Here is an 18,730-nt window from a genome sequence, read left to right as displayed (position 1 = left end):
GCCGGCCCCCTCGCGGGGACCGGCGCCCTCGGCGCGCGGTGCGGTGCGGGTCAGCGCGAGTAGTACTCGACGACCAGCTGCTCGTCGCAGGTGACGGGGATCTGCTCGCGCACGGGCAGGGCCTGCACGCGGGCGGTGAGGTCCTGGCGGGCCACGTCGAGCCAGCCGGGGATCTCGTTGTCGCTCCAGCCGCCCTCGGCCGCGACGATGAACGGCGTCTTCGTCTTGGAGGCCGCCTTCACCTCGATGACCTGGCCGGGCAGGAGGCGGTAGGACGGGCGGTCCACCTTGCGGCCGTCGACGGTCAGGTGACCGTGCACGACCATCTGGCGGGCCTGGTAGATCGTGCGGGCGAACCCGGAGCGCCACACGACGGCGTCGAGGCGGGTCTCCAGCAGCTGGACGAGGTTGTGGCCCGTCTTGCCCGGCTTGCGCTTGGCCAGGTCGTAGGCGCGGCGCAGCTGCGTCTCGCTCACGTCGTACTGGTAGCGCAGGCGCTGCTTCTCCTTCAGCTGCGTCGCGTAGTCCGACGCCTTCTTCTGCTTGCGGCCGTGCATGCCCGGCGGGTACGGCCGGCGGTCCATGAAGCGGGCGGCCTTCGGCGTGAGGGCCACCCCGAGCGCGCGGCTGATGCGCACCTTGGGTCGGGCGTTGTTCATCCGTCCTCCTGATCGTAAGGTGAGCCTGACCTCAGTCGAGCGGGTGCTCGGCGCGGTGAGGACACCGCGAGGCCAGGACGATCGCGCTCCGGAGGAGAAGACGACGTGACCGGGTGGACCACGACGCCGGACTGCGGTCCGGAGCGCACCGACCACAACTCTAGGGCCTCCGGGCAGGTGCCCCGGACGCGAGGCGTCCCCGGCACCCCCTCCCCCGGCGCGACGTCGCCCGCGCAGTCGCCCGCGCAGTGGGCGCGCACCCTGGCCCGCGGCACCGTCGCCGGCCTGCTGCACCTGCCGCGACCGCCGCACGGGCACGCGCCCGGGCACCCGGGCGAGGACGCGCGCGAGGGCCAGCTGCGCGGCGGGGCGGCGGCGCACGAGCGGCGCACCGACCCCTTCCGGGTGCAGCACCTGACCGACGACCGCGGCGGCCTGCTGCTGCTCGTGGAGGACGCCTCGCCGCTGCACGAGCGGCTGCTGGACCTGCTGGGCACCGGCGCGGGCACCGGCGCGGGCACCGGCGCCGGGCGCGGGACGGCGGCCGTCCTGGACGTGCTCGACGTGCCCCCGGGGCAGGCGGCGCTGCCGCGGGCGCGGCTGGGCGTCACCGGCTGGGTGGAGGGCGTGCCCGTGGCCGAGCAGCGCCGGCTGGCGCAGCGCGCGGCGGCCGCGCGGCCCCTGGGCAGCCTCCTCGACGTCGGTTCCACGCGCAGCCTGTGGCGCCTGGAGGTCGCCGACGTGCGCGTCACCACGGACACCGGGGTGCACCTGGTCGGCGAGGAGGCCTTCAGCACGGCGACGCCGGACCCGCTGTACGAGGACGAGGACCACCTCGTGACCCACCTGGAGGCCGCGCACCGCGACGCCCTCGTCGGGTGGGTGCTGGGCGCGCTGGAGCCGCAGGAGGCGCGGCGGGTGCGCGAGGTCGCCGTCGTCGGTCTGGACCGCTACGGCCTGGACGTGCTGTGCACGGTCGGCTCGGCCACGACGCGGCTGCGCGCGGCCTTCGCGGAGCCGCTTGGCGACCCCTCGCAGCTGGCGGGGGCGCTGTGCGGGGCGTTCGGCTGCCCGTGCGGGGGCCGCCGGGGCTGAACGACCGCGGGGCGTCGTGACGGCCGGGCCGTCAGCGGGCCGTCAGTACCAGTTGACGGCCTGCGAGTGCGACCAGGCGCTGCACGGGGTGCCGTAGCGGTTCGCGATGTACTCCAGGCCCCACGTGATCTGGGTGACGGGGTTGGTCTCCCAGTCCGGGCCGGCCGCGGCCATCTTCGAGCCGGGCAGCGACTGCGGGATGCCGTAGGCGCTGGAGGTGGGGTTGTCCGCGTCCCAGCGCCAGTCGCTCTCCTTGGTCCACAGCGACTCCAGGCAGGAGAACTGCTCGGCGCTCCAGCCGCGGTCGGCGACCATGACGCGGGCGACGCCCTTCGGGTCGCGCTGGGCGTTCCGGGTGGCCTCGGCCTCCGCCGCGCGGCGGGCCTCCTCGGCCAGGCGGGCGGCCTCGGCGGCGCGCGCCTCCTCCTCCAGCCGGCGCTGCTCGGCGATGCGCTCGTCGGCGGCGGCGCGCACCTCGCGCTCGCTGAACCAGCCCTGCGCGGCGTCGGTGCGGAAGTCGGCCAGCGCGGCCTGAACGAGGTGGTCGGGCACGGCCGTCTCGGCGGCCTCCGCGTCACCGGTGGGGGCGAAGGAGGCCCCGGCCAGGCCGAGGGCCGTGGCGCCGAGGACGGCGGGGGCGGCCCAGCGCGCCCAGCGGCGGCGGTGCAGGGGCTCGCGGTCCTGCTGCGCGCGGTGCTGGGGCTCGCGGTGCCGGGGCTCGCGGGCGGCGCCGTCGGCGGGGCGGTGGCTGCGGGCGGAGCGGGTGCTGCGGGGCAAACCGGGCCTTCCCTCGGTCGCCCGGCCCACGCCCGGTCGATCACGTCCTCCCCGCGCGGGCACGCGGCTCCGCCGTGGCGGTGCGCTCGTGGGGCCCGGTCGGCGGCCGCGGCCCCCGCGCGGGCGGGTTCCGGGCCGTCCTGCGCGGCCGGCGTCCCCGCGCGGGGGACGCGCACCGGCCTCGCGGGGTGCTGTCGGGGGACGACGGTGCCCGGTCCGGCGCCCCGAGGGCAAGCTGAGGACCCGCGGATCATCACGATGAGGTCACGTGACGGCCACGATCCGTCGACTTTCGTGACGCATCTCACGCGGGTGTGCGGGTCGGAGGAGGTTTGACGCGGCCCGGTGACCTCCGGTTCCCGGTGCCCGCCGCGACCTCGTCGGACGCGGCGGGCACCGGACCTGGTGCCGGGCTCAGGCCCCCGGGCCGTCCAGCAGCTCGGTGACGAGCGCCGCGACCGGCGAGCGCTCCGAGCGCGTCAGCGTCACGTGCCCGAACAGGGGGTGCCCCTTCAGCGCCTCCACGACGGCCGCCACCCCGTCGTGCCGGCCCACCCGCAGGTTGTCGCGCTGGGCCACGTCGTGCGTCAGGACCACCTTCGAGCCCTGCCCGATGCGCGAGAGGACCGTCAGCAGCACGTTGCGCTCCAGCGACTGCGCCTCGTCCACCACGACGAAGGAGTCGTGCAGCGAGCGGCCGCGGATGTGCGTCAGCGGCAGCACCTCGAGCATCCCGCGGTCGGCGACCTCCTCCAGCACCGCCGGCGCGACCAGCGCCTCCAGGGTGTCGAAGACCGCCTGCCCCCAGGGGCCCATCTTCTCCGCCTCGGTGCCGGGCAGGTACCCGAGGTCCTGCCCGCCGACCGCGTACAGCGGCCGGAAGACGACGACCTTGCGCTGCTCGCGGCGCTCGACGACCGACTCCAGCCCCGCGGCCAGCGCCAGCGCCGACTTGCCCGTGCCGGCGCGCCCGCCCAGCGACACGATGCTCACCGCCGGGTCCAGCAGCAGGTCCAGCGCGATGCGCTGCTCGGCCGAGCGCCCGTGCACCCCGAAGGCGTCGCGGTCGCCCTTGACCAGCCGCAGCGCCTTGTCGGCGCCGACGCGGGCCAGCGCGTGCCCGCGCGGCGAGGACAGCACGACCCCGGTGTTGCAGGGCAGCTCGCGACCCTCGGGGTGCTCCAGGCGCCCCGACTCGTACAGCGCGCCGACCTCCTCGGCGGTGGCGGCGAGCTCCGTCACGCCCGTCCAGCCGGAGTCGGCGACCAGCTCGGCGCGGTACTCCTCGGCGCTCAGGCCCACCGCGGAGGCCTTCACCCGCAGCGGCACGTCCTTGCTGACGACGGTGACGTCGAGCCCCTCGTCGGCCAGGTTGCGCGCCACCGCCAGGATCCGCGTGTCGCCCGCCGTGGCCAGCGGGCCGGTGCGCAGCGCCGAGGGCAGCGAGGACGCGTCGGAGTGGTTCAGCTCCACCCGCAGCGTCCCCCCCTCCTCGCCCACCGGCACCGGCCGGTCGAGGCGGCCGTGCTGCACGCGCAGGTCGTCCAGGCGCCGCAGCGCCTCGCGGGCGAAGTAGCCGAGCTCGGGGTGGTGCCGCTTGCCCTCCAGCTCGCTGACGACCACGAGCGGCAGGACGACGTCGTGCTCGGCGAAGCGCGCCAGCGCCCCGGGATCGGCCAGGAGGACGGAGGTGTCGAGGACGAAGGTCCGGCGCGTCCCGGTCGGGTCGCCGGTCGCGGGGGTGGGGGTGTGGACCACGGACGTCTCCCGTCTCGGGAGCCTCGCGCTGCCCGCGCGGGGACTCCCCTCAGCGGCGGACGGGACGCGACGTGCGGGGGGCACGCGGTCCGGCCCCCCTGCTGCGCTGGACAGCTCGCACGGCGACCTCCCGGGCGGGGAGCGAGCGCCCCCCGTCACCACCGACGCTAGCCGCCGCACCCGCCCGCGGCGGGACGAACACGCGGGGCGGGCACCCGGGAGGGTGAACATCGCAGCACCCGCCGGTGAGCGGGAGGCGACGGCGCTCAGGTGCCGAAGCGGCGCTCGCGGGCGGCGTAGGCGCGCAGGGCCCGCAGGAAGTCCACCTTGCGGAAGTCCGGCCACAGGACCTCGCAGAAGTAGAACTCCGAGTGCGCGGTCTGCCACAGCAGGAAGCCCGACAGGCGCTGCTCGCCCGAGGTGCGGATGACGAGGTCGGGGTCGGGCTGGCCCTTGGTGTAGAGGTGGGCGGCGATGTGCTCGACGTCGAGGACCTCGGCCAGCTCCTCCAAGGTCGTGCCCTTCGCGGCGTGCTCGCGCAGCAGCGAGCGCACGGCGTCGGCGATCTCGCGGCGGCCGCCGTAGCCGATGGCGACGTTGACGACGCCGGTGCTCACCCCGGCCGTCCGCTCGGCCAGCTCCCGCAGCCGCCCGGCGGTCGCCCCCGGCAGCAGGTCCAGGGCACCCACCGGGTGCACGCGCCAGTGCTGCGTGGCGGCCACGCGGGCGACGGCGTCCTCGACGATGTCGATGAGGGGGGCCAGCTCGGCGGCCGGGCGGGCCAGGTTGTCGGTGCTCAGCAGGTAGAGGGTGACGACCTCGATGCCCTCGTCGGCGCACCAGCCCATGACCTCGAGGAGCTTGTCCGCGCCGGCGCGGTGGCCGTGCGCCGTGGAGGCGCCGAACGCCTTGGCCCACCGGCGGTTGCCGTCGACGATGATGCCCACGTGCCGGGGCAGGGCCGTCTGGTCCAGCGACCGCTCGAGCCGCCGCCCGTACGCGCCGTAGAGCAGATCGCGGAGGGCCATCGGCGCTCACGGTACAACCGCGGATCGCTGCCCCGGCGCACCGTCGCGGCGCACCTGCACGGGGTCTCCCCGGGACCTGCCGGCACCCCGCCCGCATCCTGTCCGCGGCCGCCCCGGCGTCCCCCGTCCGGGGGTCCGGGGCGGCCGCGCGGGCTCGAACCTACGGTTGCGTAACGTAGGCTCGCAGGATGACGCACGAACCCGTCGCGGACGCCGTCCGGGGCCTCGGCGACCGCCTCGAGGCCGCGGTCAAGCCCCGCCTGCGGGGCTGGCTGCACGCCGGCACGTTCCCCGCCGCGCTGGTCGCCGGGGCGGTCCTCGTGGCGCTGGCCCCCACGGCCGCGACGCGCGCGGCCGCCGCCGTCTTCGCCGTCACCGCCGCCCTGCTCTTCGGCACCAGCGCCGTGTACCACCGCGGCAGCTGGACGCCCCGCGCCAGCGCCGTCCTGCGGCGGCTGGACCACAGCAACATCTTCCTCATCATCGCCGGCACCTACACGCCGCTGGCGGTGGCGACGCTCGCCCCGGACCGGGCCCGGACCCTGCTGGTGCTCGTCTGGGCCGGCGCGCTGGCCGGGGTGGCGTTCCGGGTGTTCTGGGTGGGCGCCCCGCGCTGGCTGTACACGCCCGTCTACGTGGCCCTGGGCTGGGTGGCCGTGGGCTACCTGGGCGACTTCGCCCGCGGCGGCGGCACCGCCGTCGCCGTCCTCGTCGTCGTCGGCGGCCTGCTCTACACCCTCGGCGCCCTCGCGTACGCGACCAAGCGCCCCGACCCCAGCCCGCGCTGGTTCGGCTTCCACGAGGTCTTCCACGCCTTCACCGTCGTCGCCTTCGCCGCGCACTGGGCGGCCATCCTGGTGGCGACCGTCCGGCACGGCGGCTGAGGCGGAGCGCGCCCCGGCGCGAGCGTGCGGCAGGCTGCGGCCGTGACCGCCGCACCGGACGCCCCCGCCGCCCGCCCGGCCCCCCGCACGCCCCCGCGGCGCTTCGCCGTGCTGGGCACGGGCCACTGGGCGCGCACCTGCCACGGCGCGGCGCTGGCCGCGCACCCCGACGTCGAGCTGGTCGGGTTCTGGGGCCGCGACGCGGGGCGGGCGCGCGAGGCGGCCGCGTCGCTGGGCGGGGCGGCCGGGGCGGTGCGCGGCACCGACGACCTCGACGCGCTGCTGGCCGACGTGGACGCCGTGACGCTGGCCCTGCCGCCGCACGTGCAGGCGGCCGTGGCGGTGCGCGCCGCCCGCGCCGGCCGGCACCTGCTGCTGGACAAGCCGCTGGCGCTGGACGTCGGGACGGCCGACGGGGTCGTGGCCGCCGCGCGGGCGGCGGGCGTGGCGTCGGTGTCGTACATGACGTACCTGTTCCAGCCGGAGGTCACCGACTGGCTGGCCCGGACGAGCGCCCTCGCCGCCGAGCACGGCCCGTGGGAGGGGGCGCTGGCCCGCTGGGCGGGCACGATCGACGTGCCCGGCAACCCGTACGCGGGCTCGGTGTGGCGCCGCGAGCGCGGCGGGCTGTGGGACACCGGCCCGCACGCCCTGTCGGTGCTGCTGCCGCTGCTCGGGCCCGTGGTGCGCGTGGGCGGGGGGCGCGGGGTGCGCGACGCCGTCGTCGTGGCGTGCGAGCACGCCTCGGGCGCGGCGAGCGCGCTGTCGCTGACCCTCACCGCCCCGGCGAGCGCCGGCGGCTCGTGGGCGACGGTGTGGGGGCCCGGCGGCCGGCACGACCTGCCCCGCTTCACCGGCACGCCGCAGGAGGGGTTCGCGCGCGCCGTGGACGCCCTGCGCGCGAGCGCCGAGCAGGGTGACCGGCACCCGCTGGACGTGACCTGGGCCCGCGACGTGGTCGCCGTGCTGGCCGCCGCCGAGGAGCACCTGGCGCGCCCGGCGGCCGAGCGCACGACGGCGGTGGCCGCCGGCTCCTGAGGGCGCTCAGGCGCGCGGGACGTCCCGGGGCCCGTCGAGGGGCCCGCCCTCCGGACCGTCGCCGGGCTCCTCGCCGCGGGCCGTGGCCCGGGCGCGCTGCTCGCGGGCGCGCTCCTCGGCCTCCACGCGCGCCCGCTGGTTGACCCGCTGCACGCGCCGGGCCATGCCGCGGCCGAGGAGGTAGACCGCCAGCGCCAGCACGAACAGCGACGCGAAGCCCCACAGGCCCGGGGTGACGAGGTCCGGGTCGAGGGTGGCCGCCCCGCCGGGCGACGGCGACGGCGAGGCCGCCACCAGCGCGGCCAGCGCCACCGCGCTCACGCCGGCACCCGCGCGCGCAGCCCGGCGAACAGGTCGTCCTCGGGCAGCTCGGTCGGCACGTGCGAGAGCGCCAGGTGGTAGTCCTCCGTCGGCCACAGCTCCTGCTGCAGCTCCAGCGGCACGCCGAAGAAGAAGCCGTCCGGGTCGATCTGGGTGGCGTGCGCCAGCAGCGCGCGGTCGCGCACGGGGAAGTACTCCGCGCACTCCACCCTGGTGGTGATCTCCAGCTCGGTGCGCGGCGGGCCGTCGCTGGCCTCGATGCGCGCGATCCACTCCACGTACGGGGACTCCAGCCCGCGCGCGAGCAGCGCCTCGTGGAAGGTGCGGATCCGGGCGACCGAGAACCCCGCGTGGTAGTAGAGCTTGGAGGTGCGCCACGCCGGGCCGGCGGCCGGGAACCGGTCGGGGTCGGCGGCCGCGTCGAACGCCTCGCGCGAGACGCGGTGGCACATGACGTGGTCCGGGTGCGGGTAGCCGCCGGACTCGTCGTAGGTCGTCATGACGTGCGGGCGGAACTCGCGCACCACGTGGGTCAGGGCGTCCACCGTGAACTCCAGCGGCTCCAGCGCGAAGCAGCCCGCGGGCAGCGGCGGCAGCGGGTCGCCCTCCGGCAGGCCGGAGTCCACGTAGCCCAGCCAGCGGTGCTGCACGCCCAGGACGCGGGCGGCCTCCGCCATCTCGCGGCGGCGGTACTCGGCCATGTCGCGCAGCATCCGCGGGTCGCCCTGCAGGCGCGGGTTGAGGACGTCGCCGCGCTCGCCGCCGGTGCAGGAGACGACGAGCACCTCCACGCCCTCGGCCGCGTACCGCGCCGTCGAGGCGGCTCCCTTGCTGGACTCGTCGTCCGGGTGGGCGTGCACGGCCATCAGCCGCAGGCTCTCCGCCACCGGTGCTCCCCTCTGCCTGGCTCGTCGCCGACGGGTGCGACGATCGGGGTACATCTTCACCGATGCCCCGCGGCGCGCCGCGCCGGGCGGGCCCGCCCCGGGCGGGACCGGGGGCGGAGCGGCGGGAACGGCGGGAGGGCGGGGTCGTGAGCGGCGAGGACGGGACCGGGCGCGGCGGCGGCACGCGCGCCCGCACGGGCGCGGACCCCGACGCGGACCTGCTGGCCGAGCGCTACGGGCGCCGCCGGCCGGGCGCCCGCCCGTGGTGGCGCCGCCCCCTGCCGCTGGCCGGCGCCGTCCTGGGGGCGCTCGCCCTGCTGGCGTGGATGGGGTGGGCGGCGGTGGTGCAGACGCGCGGGCCGGCGGCCACGGAGGTCGCCCACCGCATCGTGGACGACTCCACCGCCGAGCTGCGCTTCGCGGTCACCCGCGACCCCGGCACCGCCGTGACCTGCGCCGTCAGCGCCGCCAACGACCGCAACACCGAGGTGGGCCTGGTCGAGGTGCGGGTGCCGCCCAGCGACGGGCGCACCGTCGAGCTGACCACGACGGTGCGCACCGTCGAGCGCGCCGTGACCGTCGGCGTGGAGTCCTGCGTGGCCGCGGACTGAGCCGTCCGCTCCCCCGCGCCCGCCCCGTCCGCACCGCGACCGGGTGGAGACCGGCCGCGGATGCGGCTACGGTGGGCCGTTCCGAGTCGCTCGCTCCCGCTGCCGCGGGGCCGGGCGACTCCGCTTTTCACCCGGCGGCACCCGCGGTGCCGCCCGTTCGTCCAGCACCTGTGTGCACCACGGTCCGCTCACCACCCGGGTGAGCCGGGCCACGAGGTTTCGAGGAGTCATCGTGAGCGAGACGACCACCGGCAGCGGCACCTGGCTGACCCAGGACGCGTTCGACCGGCTCAAGGCCGAGTACGACCACCTGTCCGGTGAGGGCCGCACCGAGCTCGCCCGCCGCATCGAGCAGGCCCGCGAGGAGGGCGACCTCAAGGAGAACGCGGGCTACCACGCCGCCAAGGAGGAGCAGGGCAAGCAGGAGCTGCGCATCCGCCAGCTGCGCCACCTGCTCGAGACGGCGCAGGTCGGCGAGGCCGCCACCGCCGCCGGCGGCGAGGTCGTCCTCGGCTCCGTCGTGACCGTCGAGCTGGCCGGCGAGGAGGTCCGCTTCCTGCTGGGCAGCCGCGAGGTCGGCGACGGCGCCGGCCTGGACGTCTACAGCGAGAAGTCCCCGCTGGGGGCGGCCGTCATCGGCCGCAAGCCCGGCGACGAGGTCGCCTACACCGCGCCCAACGGCCGCAGCGTGCCCGTCAAGGTGCTCTCCACCGAGCCGTTCACCGGCTGACCCGGCGGCTCACCGCCGTCCGGGGGCGTCCTCCGCGGCGTCCCCGGGCGGCTCGCCGTCCGCGCGGCTGGGCGGCGGCACGTCGGGGGCCAGCGGCGCGTCGGAGTCCTCGATCTCGGCGACCTCCGGGGTGCGGCCCCGGCGCGCCAGCGCCCCGACCCCGGTGTTGAGGACGGCCACGAGCGGTACCGCGAACAGCGCGCCGGCGATGCCGAAGACGGTGGCGCCGGCCGCGACCGCCAGGACGACCGCCAGCGGGTGCACGGCCACCGCGCGGCCCATGAGGAACGGCTGCAGCAGGTGGCTCTCCACCTGCTGCACCCCCACCACGACCGCGAGCATCAGCAGCGCCGTCACCGGGCCGTGCGCGACCAGCGCCACGAGGACGGCGACCGTCCCGGACAGCAGCGCGCCGACGATCGGCACGAACGCGCCGAGGAACACCAGGACGCCCAGCGGCAGCGCCAGCGGCACCCGCAGCAGCGCGGCGCCGACCGCCACCCCGGTGCCGTCCGCGAGCGCCACGACGATCGTGGCGCGCATGTAGTGCGTCAGCGTCACCCACGACTGCCGGGCGGCGTCGTCCACCGGCTCGCGCGCCGGGCGCGGCAGCAGCCCCACCAGCCACGTCCAGATCCGCCGGCCGTCCAGCAGGTAGAAGAACGTCGCGAACAGCGCGATGAAGAACCCGGCGACCAGGTGCCCGGCGGTCGTGGCCACCGACGCCGCGCCCGTCAGCAGGGTGTCGCGGTTGGCGGCGACGGCGTCCTCGGCCTGCTGCACCAGGTCGCTGATCGAGCCCCCGCTGAGGTTCAGCGGCGGCCCCGTCAGCCAGCGCTCGACCTCGGCGACCCCCTCCCGCGCCTGCGCCGACAGGTCCCCGAAGCCCTGCGCCACCTGCTGCCCGACGAGGGCCACCAGGCCGCCGACGACGGCCGCGGCCCCCAGCATCGACACCAGGGCGGCCAGCGCCCGCGGCAGGCCCGAGCGGTGCAGCGCCTCCGTCAGCGGCAGCAGCAGCGCCGCCCCCAGCAGGGCGACGAGGACGGGGACGAGGACCTCGCTGACGAAGCTGAGGCCGTAGGCGAGGACGACCACCCCGAGGACCACCACGACGAACCGCCACGCCCACTCGGCGGCCGTGCGCAGGGCCGGGCTGACGTAGGGGTGGGGGTGGGCGGGGCGCTCGGGCACCGGGTCATGGTGCTCCCGCCGCGGCCGGCGGGCGCCACCGGGCGCGGGCGGGCGCCGCCGGACGTAGGTTGCCCCGGTGACGACCAGCGCGAGCCTCCCGCTGCCCCTCGACGCTCCCGACGACCTCCCCCGCACCCTGGGCGCGCTGCGCGCCTCCGGCCACGAGCACGTCGCCGTGAAGGAGGAGCTGCGGCGCAACCTGCTGGCGCGCATGCGCGCCGGCGAGGACCGCTTCCCCGGCGTCGTCGGCTACGAGGACACCGTGGCCCCCGAGCTGGAGCGGGCCCTGCTCGCCGGGCACGACGTCGTGCTGCTCGGCGAGCGCGGGCAGGGCAAGACGCGCCTGCTGCGCTCCCTGGTGGGCCTGCTCGACGAGTGGACGCCCGTCATCGCCGGCAGCGAGCTCAACGAGCACCCGTACGCCCCGCTGACCCCCGCCTCGCGGCGGCGGGTCCTGGCCGAGGGCGACGACCTGCCGGTGGAGTGGCTGCACCGCTCGCTGCGCTACGGCGAGAAGCTGGCCACCCCCGACACCTCCGTCGGCGACCTCATCGGCGACGTGGACCCCGTCAAGGTCGCCGAGGGCCGTCCGCTGGGCGACCCGGAGACCATCCACTTCGGCCTGGTCCCGCGCACCAACCGCGGGGTCTTCGCCGTCAACGAGCTGCCCGACCTGGCCGAGCGCATCCAGGTGGCGCTGCTGAACGTGCTGGAGGAGCGCGACATCCAGGTCCGCGGGTACCAGCTGCGCCTGCCGCTGGACCTGCTGCTGGTGGCCAGCGCCAACCCGGAGGACTACACCAACCGCGGGCGGATCATCTCCCCGCTCAAGGACCGCTTCGGGGCGGAGGTGCGCACCCACTACCCGCTGGAGGTCGACCTGGAGGTCGACCTGGTCCGGCAGGAGGCGGACACCGTCGCCGAGGTGCCCGAGCACCTGCTGGAGGTCGTCGCCCGCTTCACCCGGGCGGTGCGCGAGTCCCCGGCCGTCGACCCCGCCTCCGGGGTCTCGGCCCGCTTCTCGATCGCGGCCGCGGAGACGGTGGCGGCCGCGGCGCTGCGCCGGCACGCCCTGTCCGGGGAGCAGCACGAGCCGGTCGCGCGGGTGGGCGACCTGCACACCGTCGTCACGGTGCTGGGCGGCAAGGTGGAGTTCGAGCAGGGCGAGGAGGGTCGCGAGGTCGAGGTGCTGGAGCACCTGCTGCGCACGGCCGTCGCCGAGACGTACCGGGCGCGCCTGGGCGGGGCGGAGCTGTCCGGGTTCGCCGAGCTGGTCACCGAGGGCCGCACCATCGAGACCGGCGACCTGGTGCCCGCCGAGGAGCTGCTGCGCCAGGTCGGCACGGTGCCGGGCCTCGGGCGCGTGCTGGACCGCCTGGGCCTGGGCGACGACCCGTCGCCGGGCCGCGCGGCCTCCGGGGTGGAGTTCGTGCTGGAGGCGCTGCACCTGACCCGGCGGCTGGACAAGGTGGTGCTGGAGGACGGGCGGACCGTCTACGGCAGCTGACCGCGCCGCTTCGCGGGTTTGCCGCGCCAGCGCAGGGAGCGGTCGTCGAGGGCGCGCACGAGCGGCTCGCCCTCGGTCAGCAGCCGCTCGGCGGTGCGCACGGCGCGGGCGAGGCGCTCGTCGTCCAGCTGGCGGAACGCCGGCCCGGCGCGCCGGTCGAGCACGTCGTACCAGCGCCCGCCCACGGCGTCGTCGAGCAGGACGCGGCCGAAGCAGTGGTCGGCGCGCAGCGACCAGCCCCCGTCGGCCGCGGCGGCCGGCAGCTCGTGCCGCACCAGCCGCGCGTAGCGGGCCAGGAGCTCCTCCCGGCCCCCGGCGCCGTCCCCCTCGTGCGGGCCGCTCACGCCGTCAGCCGACCCGGGCGCGGACGGCGGCGGCGACCTCCCGCAGGTCCTCGTCGGTGCGCGCGGGCGCCCCGGCGGCGGTGGCGGCCCGGTCCAGCGGGGGCTCCAGCGGCAGGTCCAGCCAGCTGAAGCAGCCGACCTGCCCGGGCCGGCGCGGCAGGCGCAGGGGCTGGGCCAGCGGTGCGGCCCGCACGACGAGCGCGGTCAGCAGGTGCCGGGGGCGGAAGTCCACGCGGCTGCGGCGCACCGAGTCCGTCGTCCACACGTGCAGGTCCTCCAGCTCCCCGACCCGCTCGGGGCGGGTCACCGGCACGACCTCGACGACCTCCAGGAGCGCGCGCACGACGACGGCGTCGTCGCTCACGTCGGCCGCGCCGCGCGCGAGCAGGTCGCGGTGCTCGGGGCGCACCGCCTCCGCGTGGCTGTGCGCGACGGTCGGGAACAGCAGGAAGCGGTCCGCGCCGACGGCGAACCGCTTCTCGCCGATGCCGCCCTTGCGCAGCAGCAACGCCTGGCGGCCCTGGAGGAGGGCGTGCGCGACGGCGCCCCACTCCTTCAGCGCGGGCACGGTCGCGGTGGTCGGGGCGGGGGTGGCGGCGGAGGTCGTGGACGTCGTCACCCGGGCAGCATGACCGGTGGGCGGCGGCACCCACCACCCCCGAGCACGAGCGCCCCGCACCGGGTGCCGGTGCGGGGCGCTCGCGGACGCGCTCAGTCGTTCTGGGGGAAGCCGAGGTTCAGGCCGCCGTGAGAGGGGTCCAGCCAGCGCTCGGTGACGACCTTGCCGCGGGTGAAGAAGTGCACGCCCTCGCTGCCGTGGGCGTGGGTGTCGCCGAACAGGGACTGCTTCCAGCCGCCGAAGGAGTAGTAGGCCACCGGGACCGGGACGGGCACGTTGACGCCGATCATGCCGACCTGCACCTCGTTGCGGAAGCGGCGCGCGGCGCCGCCGTCGTTGGTGAAGATGGCCACGCCGTTGCCGTACCGGTTGGCGTTGATCAGCTGCAGACCCTCGTCGTAGGAGGTCACCCGGAGGACGGACAGGACGGGCCCGAAGATCTCCTCGGTGTAGATCGACATGCCGGTGCCGACGTGGTCGAAGAGGGTGGGGCCCAGCCAGAAGCCGTCGGCGGCGGCCTGCTCGTCGGCGGCGTCCGGGACCACCTGGCGCCCGTCGATCACCAGCTCGGCGCCCTCGCGCACACCGGCCTCGACGTAGCCGGCCACCTTGTCGCGGTGGGCGCCGGTGACCAGGGGGCCCATGTCGGCGCCGCGGCGCCCGTCGCCGGTGCGCAGGGTCGCGACCCTGTCCTTGATCTTGGCGATGAGCTCGTCGGCGATCGAGTCCACGGCCACCAGGGCCGAGACGGCCATGCACCGCTCGCCGGCGGAGCCGAAGCCGGCGTTGACGGCGGCGTCGGCGGCCAGGTCCAGGTCGGCGTCGGGCAGGACGAGCATGTGGTTCTTGGCCCCGCCCAGGGCTTGGACGCGCTTGCCGTGCGCGGTGCCGGTCTCGTACACGTACTTGGCGATGGGGGTGGAGCCGACGAAGGAGACCGACGCCACGTCGGGGTGGGTCAGCAGGCCGTCGACGGCGACCTTGTCGCCGTGCAGGACGTTGAAGACGCCGTCGGGCAGGCCGGCGTCCTTCCACAGCTGGGCGATGAACAGCGCCGCGGAAGGGTCCTTCTCGCTGGGCTTGAGGACCACGGTGTTGCCGGCGGCGATGGCGATGGGGAAGAACCACATCGGGACCATCGCGGGGAAGTTGAACGGGGAGATGACGCTGACCACGCCCAGGGGCTGGCGGATGGAGTAGACGTCGACCTTGGTGGAGGCGTTCTCGCTCATGCCGCCCTTGAGCAGGTGGTTGATGCCGCAGGCCAGTTCCACGACCTCCTGCCCGCGGGCCACCTCGCCCAGGGCGTCGGAGAGGACCTTGCCGTGCTCGGCGGTGATGATCTCTGCCAGTTCGCCCTTGCGGGCGTTCAGCAGCTCGCGGAAGGCGAACAGGACGGCGGTGCGCCGGGCCAGGGAGGTGTCGCGCCAGGCGCCGAACGCGGCCTTCGCGGCGGCTACCGCGTCCTGGACGTCGCCCGGCTCGGCCAGGGCGACCCGCTTGGTCACGCGGCCGGTGGCCGGGTCGTACACGTCACCGAGCCGGTCCCCGGCACCGGTGGTGGGCGCACCGGCGATCCAGTGCGCCACGACGGGCAGGTCGGCCGTGCCAGCGGCGGCGGTGGAGCTGGCGGTGGTGGTGGTCAACGGAGCCTCCTCGGGCGTCTTCGGCGCGGGCGCGGGGCGGGCGGGCCGCCCGGCCGCCGGGCGCGCCCATCATGCCACCGGTCGACCCCTATTTGTCCAGACAAACTGTCATGCCGTCCAACGGCCGCCGACTCCCGGCGCCCGCCGAGGCGTGGCGCCCCGCCCGCGGCGGACGTAGCGTCGCGGCGTGGCCGAGGCAGGAGGACGCAGGCGCCGTCTGGAGCGCTACCGCTACGGCGAGTGGTCCGGGGGCGCCGACCCGCTGGCCCCGCCGTACGACGTGCGGGGGGCGCTGGACCAGGTGGGGCGCGAGGTGCTGCGCGGCGGGTCGCTGCGCGAGGCCCTGCGCGACCTCCTGCACCGCGGGCCCGACGGCGGCTCCGGCCTGGACCAGCTGCGGGCGCGCGCCGCCCGGCTGCGCCGCGAGGCCGCCCGCCGCGGCGACCTCGACGGCGCCCTGACCCGGGCCCGCGCCCAGCTCGACCAGGCCCTGGCCGCCGAGCGCGAGGAGCTCGCCGGGCGCGAGGGCGACGACGCCCGCTTCGCCGAGACGCGCCTGGACGCCCTGCCCCGCTCCACCGCGCAGGCGGTGCGCGAGCTGGAGGACTACGACTGGACCAGCGACCGGGCCCGCGAGGCCTACCGGCAGCTGCTCGACGGGCTGCGCGGCGATGTCGTGGACCAGCAGTTCCGCGGCATGAAGCAGGCCCTGCAGGGCGGCGGCGCCGAGGGGGCTGCGCAGGCGCTGAAGGACATGCTGGCCGACCTCAACGACCTGCTGGCCAAGAAGGCCCGCGGCGAGGACACCGAGGAGGACTTCCAGCGGTTCCTCGACCGCCACCGCGACGCCCTCGGCCCCGACGCCGAGGACGTGCGCGACCTCGACGACCTCGTCGACACCCTCGCCCGCCGGGCGGCGGCCGCCTCGCGCCTGATGCGCTCGCTGTCGCCGCAGCAGCGCGAGGAGCTGCAGCAGCTCGTCGACGCGGCCTTCGGCGACGACGTCGACCTGCAGGCGCAGATGGCGCAGCTGTCGGACAACCTGCGCGCGCTGCGCCCCGACCTGGACTTCAGCCGCGGCGAGCGGGTGCGCGGCGCGCAGGGCGCCGAACCGCTCGGCTACGGGGAGGCCGCCGACGCGCTGCAGGACCTGTCCGAGCTGGACGACCTCGTCGACGCCCTGGGCCAGGACAGCCCCGGCGCCACCCTCGACGACGTCGACGTCGACGCCCTGGAGCGCCAGCTGGGCCGCGGCGCCGCCGACGACCTGCAGCGCCTGCGCGAGCTGGAGCGCGAGCTGCAGCGCCAGGGCTGGCTGTCCCGCTCCCCCGACGGGCTCGTCCTGTCCCCCAAGGCGCTGCGCCGGCTGGGTCAGACCGCCCTGCGCGAGGTGCTGCAGCGCGTGGACACCGGCGGCCGCGGCGACCACGAGAACCGCGACGCGGGCGCCGGCGGCGAGCCCACCGGCGCGACGCGGCGCTGGGCGTTCGGCGACGAGCAGCCGCTGGACGTCGTGCGCACCGTCTCGAACGCCGTGCGCCGCAACGCCTCCACGGGCCCCGGGCCGGTGCGGCTGTCGTGGGAGGACTTCGAGGTCGTCGAGACGGAGCGGCGCGCCTCGGCCGCCGTCGCGCTGTGCGTGGACCTGTCGTTCTCGATGGCGGCCGAGGGCCGCTGGGGACCGATGAAGGAGACGGCGCTGGCGCTGTCGCACCTCATCGCCACCAAGTTCCCCGGTGACGCCCTGCAGGTCGTCGGCTTCGGCCTGCACGCGCAGCCGATGACGCTGGGCGAGCTGGCGCAGGTGGAACCGGACTTCGTGCAGGGCACCAACCTGCAGCACGCGCTGAGCATCGCCCGCCGCCACCTGCGCCGGCACCCCGACGCCGAGCCCGTCGTCCTCGTCATCACCGACGGCGAGCCCACGGCCCACCTCGACGACTCCGGCGGGACGCCGGAGGCCGTGTTCCAGTGGCCCCCCACGTCCGCCACGATCCGCGCCACCGTCGCCGAGGTGGACCGGCTGACGCGGTTCGGAGCGACGATCAACCTGTTCATGCTGGGCGACGACCCCGGGCTGCGGCGGTTCGTGGACGCGGTCGCGCGCCGCAACGGCGGCCGGGTGCTGACCCCCAGCCCGGAGCGGCTGGGCCAGTTCGTCGTCGACGACTACCTGCGCTCGCGGACGGCGGGCGCGCGGGGCGGGGGCGGGCGGCGCGCGTCCTGAGCGCCGCGCGGGGCCCCGCGAGCCCCGCCGCTCAGGTGAACGCGGCCCGCACCACGTCGAGGACGGCGCCCACCGCCGCGAGCGCCCCCTCCTCGTCGGCGGCCACCGCCGTGGGCAGCGCCGTGACCGCCACCTGCACGGCGCGCCCGTCCTCCGTGGCGCCGCCGCGCGTCTCGAACCCGGGGATGTCCCCGCCGTGCCCCCACAGCAGCGCCCCGTCCGGCAGCGGCGAGCTGGACAGCCCCAGGCCGTAGCGGGTGCCCGGCCACGGGTCCCCGGGCGAGGGCACGGTGGCGCGCAGCTGCTCCAGCTGCGCCGGCGGCAGCAGGTCCCCGCGCAGCAGCGCCAGGGTGAAGGCGTTCAGCTCGGACGGGGTGGTGACGAGGGCGCCCGCGGCCCAGCCCCAGGACGGGTCCAGGAGGGTCACGTCCTGCCACGGCAGGGCCGAGGAGTCCCGGTGGTGGGCGCGCGGGTGCGGGCCGCGGTAGCCCTGCTCGCCGGGGTGCGGGAAGAACGTCGCGCGCAGGCCCAGCGGCTCGGTGATCCGCGCGCGCACCAGCTCGGCCAGCGGCAGGCCCGCGACGCGCTGGGCGATCAGCCCGGCGACGACGTAGCCGGTGTTGCTGTACTCCCAGCGCTCGCCCGGGGCCGCCGTGGCGGGCACGTCGCGCACCAGGTCGAGCAGCTCGCGCGGCTCGTAGTAGCGGTCGCGCAGGAGGGTCCAGTCGGTCGTGCCGAAGTGCGCGGTGTAGTTGGGCAGGCCCGCGGTGTGCTGCAGCACCTGGCGCACGGTCACCGCGCGGCCGTCGCCGGAGGCGCCGCGCAGCACCCCCGGCAGGTGCTCGTCGACGGGCCCGTCGAGGTCGAGGCGGCCCTCGGCGGCCAGTTGCAGCAGCAGGACCGCCACGAACGTCTTGGTGTTGCTGCCGGCGCGCACCCGCCCGTCCACGGGGACGGGACCGACCCGGCTCGCGGTCAGGTCGCGGGTGCGGCCGTCGGCGTCGCGCACGGCGGCCAGCGCGGAGGGGAAGCCGACCTCGTGGACGAGGTGGTCCAGGTGCTCCTGCAGCGGGTGGGGGCGGCGGCGTCGGGCCGCGGGCGCCGCGGGGGCGGCGTGCGCGGCGCTCGCGGCACCGCCGGTCAGCAGCGCGCCGCCGAGGGCGCCGAGCACGGCGCGGCGGGACGCGGGGGCGGCGGCGGGAGCGGGCGTCGTGGCGGTCACGGGGGCCTCCGGGGCTCGGTGGGTTCTCACGAGCTCCAGCCGACCACCGCGCGCGGCCGCGTCCCAGGGTGCTGCCCCGCGTCCTCGCGGTGGGGCCTCCCCCACCCCCGACCTCTCCGCCCCGCCCCTCCCGGCGGGGTGTTTGGGGGGTTTCGCCGCAGGTGACCGGGGGGGGGGGGGGGG

General features: G+C 76.9%; 18 protein-coding genes. 7 read left to right on the top strand and 11 right to left on the bottom strand.

Going from position 1 to position 18,730, the window contains the following annotated elements; translation table 11 throughout:
* Positions 1-50: 50 nt before the first annotated feature.
* A complete protein-coding gene (rpsD, locus tag AB8M62_RS19445; RefSeq protein WP_369056483.1) occupies positions 51-659 on the bottom strand; it encodes a 30S ribosomal protein S4 in 609 nt (202 codons plus the stop codon).
* 105 nt (positions 660-764) lie between these two features.
* Here rpsD and AB8M62_RS19440 point away from each other — a divergent pair, with 105 nt between their 5' ends.
* Positions 765-1,754, top strand: coding sequence for a DUF2470 domain-containing protein (locus AB8M62_RS19440; RefSeq protein WP_369070594.1), 990 nt, complete (start codon positions 765-767; stop codon positions 1,752-1,754).
* A gap of 42 nt (positions 1,755-1,796) precedes the next feature.
* Here AB8M62_RS19440 and AB8M62_RS19435 read toward each other — a convergent pair whose 3' ends face one another.
* From AB8M62_RS19435 to AB8M62_RS19425, 3 genes are all read right to left on the bottom strand, one after another.
* Positions 1,797-2,531: an aggregation-promoting factor C-terminal-like domain-containing protein gene (locus AB8M62_RS19435; RefSeq protein ID WP_369056481.1), complete on the bottom strand. Its 735-nt coding sequence runs from the start codon at positions 2,529-2,531 to the stop codon at positions 1,797-1,799.
* Positions 2,532-2,945: 414 nt separating this feature from the next.
* Positions 2,946-4,289, bottom strand: coding sequence for an RNA 5'-3' helicase PhoH2 (phoH2, locus tag AB8M62_RS19430; protein ID WP_369056480.1), 1,344 nt, complete (start codon positions 4,287-4,289; stop codon positions 2,946-2,948).
* Between the two features lie 266 nt (positions 4,290-4,555).
* Positions 4,556-5,317 carry an isoprenyl transferase gene (locus AB8M62_RS19425; RefSeq protein WP_369056479.1) on the bottom strand — a complete coding sequence of 254 codons (762 nt, stop codon included), beginning with the start codon at positions 5,315-5,317 and terminating at the stop codon, positions 4,556-4,558.
* A gap of 188 nt (positions 5,318-5,505) precedes the next feature.
* On the opposite strand from AB8M62_RS19425, the gene trhA reads away from it, so the two are divergent.
* Entirely contained in the window at positions 5,506-6,201 is a 696-nt protein-coding gene (trhA, locus tag AB8M62_RS19420; protein WP_369056478.1) for a PAQR family membrane homeostasis protein TrhA, read from the top strand.
* Between the two features lie 42 nt (positions 6,202-6,243).
* A complete protein-coding gene (locus AB8M62_RS19415; protein ID WP_369070593.1) occupies positions 6,244-7,239 on the top strand; it encodes a Gfo/Idh/MocA family protein in 996 nt (331 codons plus the stop codon).
* A 6-nt stretch (positions 7,240-7,245) separates the two neighbouring features.
* On the opposite strand, the gene AB8M62_RS19410 is transcribed toward AB8M62_RS19415, so the two are convergent.
* Entirely contained in the window at positions 7,246-7,560 is a 315-nt protein-coding gene (locus tag AB8M62_RS19410; protein WP_369056476.1) for a hypothetical protein, read from the bottom strand.
* Positions 7,557-8,447 carry a mycothiol conjugate amidase Mca gene (gene mca / locus AB8M62_RS19405; RefSeq protein WP_369070592.1) on the bottom strand — a complete coding sequence of 297 codons (891 nt, stop codon included), beginning with the start codon at positions 8,445-8,447 and terminating at the stop codon, positions 7,557-7,559. Before mca ends, AB8M62_RS19410 begins: the two co-directional genes overlap by 4 nt.
* 146 nt (positions 8,448-8,593) lie before the next feature.
* On the opposite strand from mca, the gene AB8M62_RS19400 reads away from it, so the two are divergent.
* Together AB8M62_RS19400 and greA are read left to right on the top strand one after the other, a co-directional pair.
* On the top strand, positions 8,594-9,058 hold the full coding sequence (locus AB8M62_RS19400) for a DUF4307 domain-containing protein (RefSeq protein WP_369056474.1): 465 nt from the start codon (positions 8,594-8,596) through the stop codon (positions 9,056-9,058).
* Between the two features lie 232 nt (positions 9,059-9,290).
* Entirely contained in the window at positions 9,291-9,788 is a 498-nt protein-coding gene (gene greA, locus AB8M62_RS19395) for a transcription elongation factor GreA (RefSeq protein WP_369056473.1), read from the top strand.
* A 9-nt stretch (positions 9,789-9,797) separates the two neighbouring features.
* Here the strand turns inward: greA and AB8M62_RS19390 are convergent, their stop codons facing one another.
* Positions 9,798-10,982 (bottom strand): AI-2E family transporter, encoded by a 1,185-nt coding sequence (locus AB8M62_RS19390; RefSeq protein ID WP_369056472.1) that lies wholly within the window; start codon positions 10,980-10,982, stop codon positions 9,798-9,800.
* A gap of 76 nt (positions 10,983-11,058) precedes the next feature.
* On the opposite strand from AB8M62_RS19390, the gene AB8M62_RS19385 reads away from it, so the two are divergent.
* The gene (locus tag AB8M62_RS19385; RefSeq protein WP_369070591.1) at positions 11,059-12,489 is read left to right on the top strand and encodes a magnesium chelatase ATPase subunit I; all 1,431 of its coding nucleotides are present in this window, start codon (positions 11,059-11,061) and stop codon (positions 12,487-12,489) included.
* Here AB8M62_RS19385 and AB8M62_RS19380 read toward each other — a convergent pair.
* The 3 genes from AB8M62_RS19380 to AB8M62_RS19370 form a co-directional block, all read right to left on the bottom strand.
* The gene (locus AB8M62_RS19380) at positions 12,477-12,833 is read right to left on the bottom strand and encodes a hypothetical protein (RefSeq protein ID WP_369070590.1); all 357 of its coding nucleotides are present in this window, start codon (positions 12,831-12,833) and stop codon (positions 12,477-12,479) included. The genes AB8M62_RS19385 and AB8M62_RS19380 overlap by 13 nt on opposite strands.
* A gap of 4 nt (positions 12,834-12,837) precedes the next feature.
* On the bottom strand, positions 12,838-13,452 hold the full coding sequence (locus AB8M62_RS19375) for a DUF1802 family protein (protein ID WP_369070589.1): 615 nt from the start codon (positions 13,450-13,452) through the stop codon (positions 12,838-12,840).
* Between the two features lie 92 nt (positions 13,453-13,544).
* Positions 13,545-15,098, bottom strand: a complete 1,554-nt coding sequence (locus AB8M62_RS19370; protein ID WP_373695014.1) for a CoA-acylating methylmalonate-semialdehyde dehydrogenase — start codon at positions 15,096-15,098, stop codon at positions 13,545-13,547.
* A 187-nt stretch (positions 15,099-15,285) separates the two neighbouring features.
* Between AB8M62_RS19370 and AB8M62_RS19365 the strand changes: the two genes are divergently transcribed.
* Positions 15,286-17,325 (top strand): vWA domain-containing protein, encoded by a 2,040-nt coding sequence (locus tag AB8M62_RS19365; RefSeq protein WP_369056468.1) that lies wholly within the window; start codon positions 15,286-15,288, stop codon positions 17,323-17,325.
* Positions 17,326-17,356: 31 nt separating this feature from the next.
* Here the strand turns inward: AB8M62_RS19365 and AB8M62_RS19360 are convergent, their stop codons facing one another.
* On the bottom strand, positions 17,357-18,547 hold the full coding sequence (locus AB8M62_RS19360; protein ID WP_369070588.1) for a serine hydrolase domain-containing protein: 1,191 nt from the start codon (positions 18,545-18,547) through the stop codon (positions 17,357-17,359).
* Positions 18,548-18,730 lie beyond the last annotated feature (183 nt).

The sequence above is a fragment of the Kineococcus terrestris genome, from assembly GCF_041020755.1.
Lineage (GTDB): Bacteria > Actinomycetota > Actinomycetes > Actinomycetales > Kineococcaceae > Kineococcus > Kineococcus terrestris.
The sequence above is the reverse complement of the archived record's forward strand: the minus strand, read 5'-3'. Positions and strand labels throughout refer to the sequence as shown.

What these genes read in the sequence shown, in the direction of transcription:
- rpsD (WP_369056483.1), bottom strand. Translation starts at nt 659, where the DNA reads ATGAACAACGCCCGACCCAAGGTGCGCATCAGCCGCGCGCTCGGGGTG.
- AB8M62_RS19425 (WP_369056479.1), bottom strand. Translation starts at nt 5,317, where the DNA reads ATGGCCCTCCGCGATCTGCTCTACGGCGCGTACGGGCGGCGGCTCGAG.
- trhA (WP_369056478.1), top strand. Translation starts at nt 5,506, where the DNA reads ATGACGCACGAACCCGTCGCGGACGCCGTCCGGGGCCTCGGCGACCGC.